The following is a 2,897-nucleotide window of genomic DNA, read 5'->3' as shown; positions in this document are numbered from 1 at the left end:
CGGGCGCCGGCTGGACTTCAACGCCCAGCCCAGTGCGTTCAACGTCACCGCACCGACCAGGCAGCTGCGCGTTCGATGCGCGGATACTTGCGATCCCCCGTGTGTGGTCCGGGCGCGACAGCTCGGCGAGACAGGCCCCGGAGGCGTAACGCGGGGTGCATAAAAGGGGTGCAACGCGGCCGTGTTGCACCCCCGTACTGGGCTTGCATCTCTCCCGGGCGGCGGCCGGGCCGCGTTGCAGCGGGCGCGTTGCACCGCCCGGTCCGGCCCGCCCCGGTCTACTCCCAGCGGATGCCGAGTTGGGTGAGGCGTTCTGTGACTGACCGTCTTTTTGGTGGTGGCGGTTGGTAGCGGATCTGGGGTGTTGGGGTTGGGGTGGGATCGAGCTGAGGCTCTGAGGAGCGGTATGTGAGGGGAAGTCTTGATCGTTTTGGGTGGGGTGGGCCGCATTGGTGGCTTCTGACCTGCGGATGTTGGTGATGTAGTGGGAGTTGGTGGGTTGTGTGAGGTCGGCCGGGACTTTTCACTGGTCAACTGATAGCCCTGTATGCGGTTGTCGCAGGCCGGGCAGCGCACTGTGACCGGTGTGACTGTCGGTCCGTGCTCGTAGGCTGGGTGTCTTGTTGTGAGTGGAGGGTTCTGTGACTTCGCAGCCGCGCCGCACCTACACCAACGCGACGATCGCCGGGCTGATGACGCTGGCGGGCGGCGCGTGTTACTGGCCTGACTGTGGCGAGCCGATCCTTCGCATTGTCGGTTCGGAGCCGATGCTCAACGTGGAGATCGCCCACATCCGTGCGCTGGAGAAGGGCGGCTGCCGCTTCGATCCGTCATGGACGGTCAGGGAACGCAACAGCTTCGTCAACCTGCTCCTGATGTGCAAGCCGCACCACAAGACGATTGACGGCCCTCGGAGTGCCGAGTATCCGGTAGAGCTGCTGGAGGAGTGGAAGCACGACCGGGAAGCCGAAGGACTGGGTGCGCTGGCAGGCCTGCGGGAAGTTACTGAGGCGAGCCTGCAGGCGATGTTCACGGACTTTCGTGACGACCTCCTCACCAGAATGGATCAGGCTGCCGTTACCGGCACCGCGATCCTTGCCCGGCTGGATGCACGAACCGACTTCCCGACGGGCTTGTCGACCTTGAGCCCGCGCGCGCGGCAGAGTGCGCAGGATCTGGTCGACGCATGGCCCGCGATCGAGCAGGCAGTGGGGCTTCTGCACAGCAACCGGGAGAACCGCGGGGCGCTCTTGCGGCAGTGGGCCGGCAGTTTGCCGGGCTGGGCGGAGCAGGCGCCTGCGGATGCGTTCGGCTGGCTGGGCCAGCTCGCCTCGGACTACGGTGCCCACCAGGCGGCGGCCGTGTTCTTCCGGCGGTGCATCGACGAAGGCGGATTCCCACGGGACCAGTGGGTTGCGCTGGTTGCGCAGCAGTACATGGCGGACGAAGAAGACCAGGAGGCACGGGCGTTCCTGGCGGCCAACGCCGACCCCGGATCCCCGCTGCTCCTTGCCACGACTGCGCTCTGCGACTCTGACTGGAACGCGACCCTGCGCCATGTCGTGTCATGGCAACCCGATACCGAGACCACCCGTGTACTGAAAGCCGCGGTGGAAGCGACCGCTCTCACAAACACGGGGCAGGACGATGCAGCTCTGGCCTGTCTGCGTGCCGCAGATCCGAACGGCACCTTGTCCGGGGTCCAGCTGGCGATCGCCCAGATTCTTCTGGGGCGCGCAGACCGCAGACGCGGCGACCAATGGCTGACAGAGGTCCAGGAGGCTTTCTCGCTCGCGATCAAGGCACGCGACAGCCGGCGCTCGTGGTTCGGCGACAGTGTGGCTCCCACCGTGACCGCCGTGCAGGCAGCGCAGGCGTGCGGTGATGTTGCCACCGCATGGGACCTGATGCAGGAACAACCGGAAGGGCAGGCCACCCCTCGTGAGGCGCGCGATGCCCGCCTGCTTGAGTACAGGGCACTGCTGGCCGCGCTCACCGGACGGACGGCCGAAGCCAGGCGCCTCCAGAGCCAGATCGACAGCCCGTACGTCAAGGCGCAGATCACGGCGCTCACCCTGGAACGGGAGAGTGGCGAACAGGAGGTCTCGCAGCTCCAGGCCGCCTGGCAGGCCGTATGGGATACGGCAACCGCCGAGCAGGAGCAGCTTCACGCCGCGATGGGCTTGGCCGAGTGCGGAGTGGAGCCTGCTGGCCTGAACGCCCTCGAGGCCGCTTACCCCGATCGGGTCGCCGAAATCCGGCTCATCGCCCGGGCGTCGAGCTCCAGTGCCACTGGTGACCTCACCGTTCTTCGCGCCAATGTCACCAAGAGCCCGATGATCGTGATTCTGCTGGCGCAGCACTACCAGGTCACCGGCGAGCGGGAACAGCGGGCACGTACCCTGCGCTCGGGCGCCGAATACTGGCGGGACGCCTCTCTGATGGCCATGGCGGCCAAGGCATACCGGCAGGCCGATATGCCGGGGACGACGAAGGAGTGCGCGCGGGAGGCCCTTGAGCTGGGCGGCCCCGACTGGCCTGCCCAGAGCAAGAGCGAGATGTACGCGCTCCTGGTGGAGACGGAGTTCGCGGAAGGCAACCCCGATCGAGCCGCCGCCGCGGCGCGCAGCATGCTCACACTCAACCCGCACGACCACGACGCCCTGTGGGCGCTGGCCCGCTGCCACGCGGTCCGCGGCATGACCGAGGACGCCTGGAAGGTACTGGTCGATCAAGGAGCACCCATCGAGCCCCGCACCGAACACGAGGCCCTGCTGTGGGTCGCCCTGGGGGTGAGGTACTCCGACGACGCGAATTTCGCAGGCCAGGCTCTTAGAGGGCGTTCGATAGGGGATTCCCCCCAACTGTCCGGCTTTGAATAGTGCGGCACGGACTCG

The 2,897-nt window shown here is 66.9% G+C and carries 1 protein-coding gene; it reads left to right on the top strand.

What is annotated here, in order from left to right; all coding sequences use genetic code 11:
* Window positions 1-641: 641 nt before the first annotated feature.
* Window positions 642-2,882 (top strand): tetratricopeptide repeat protein, encoded by a 2,241-nt coding sequence (locus ABZ885_RS38555; protein WP_360199471.1) that lies wholly within the window; start codon window positions 642-644, stop codon window positions 2,880-2,882.
* Window positions 2,883-2,897: the final 15 nt, after the last annotated feature.

It is taken from the genome of Kitasatospora sp. NPDC047058 (genome assembly GCF_040643935.1).
GTDB lineage: Bacteria > Actinomycetota > Actinomycetes > Streptomycetales > Streptomycetaceae > Kitasatospora.
Note: the sequence above shows the minus strand (reverse complement) of the source record. Positions and strands in the feature narration are given on the sequence as shown.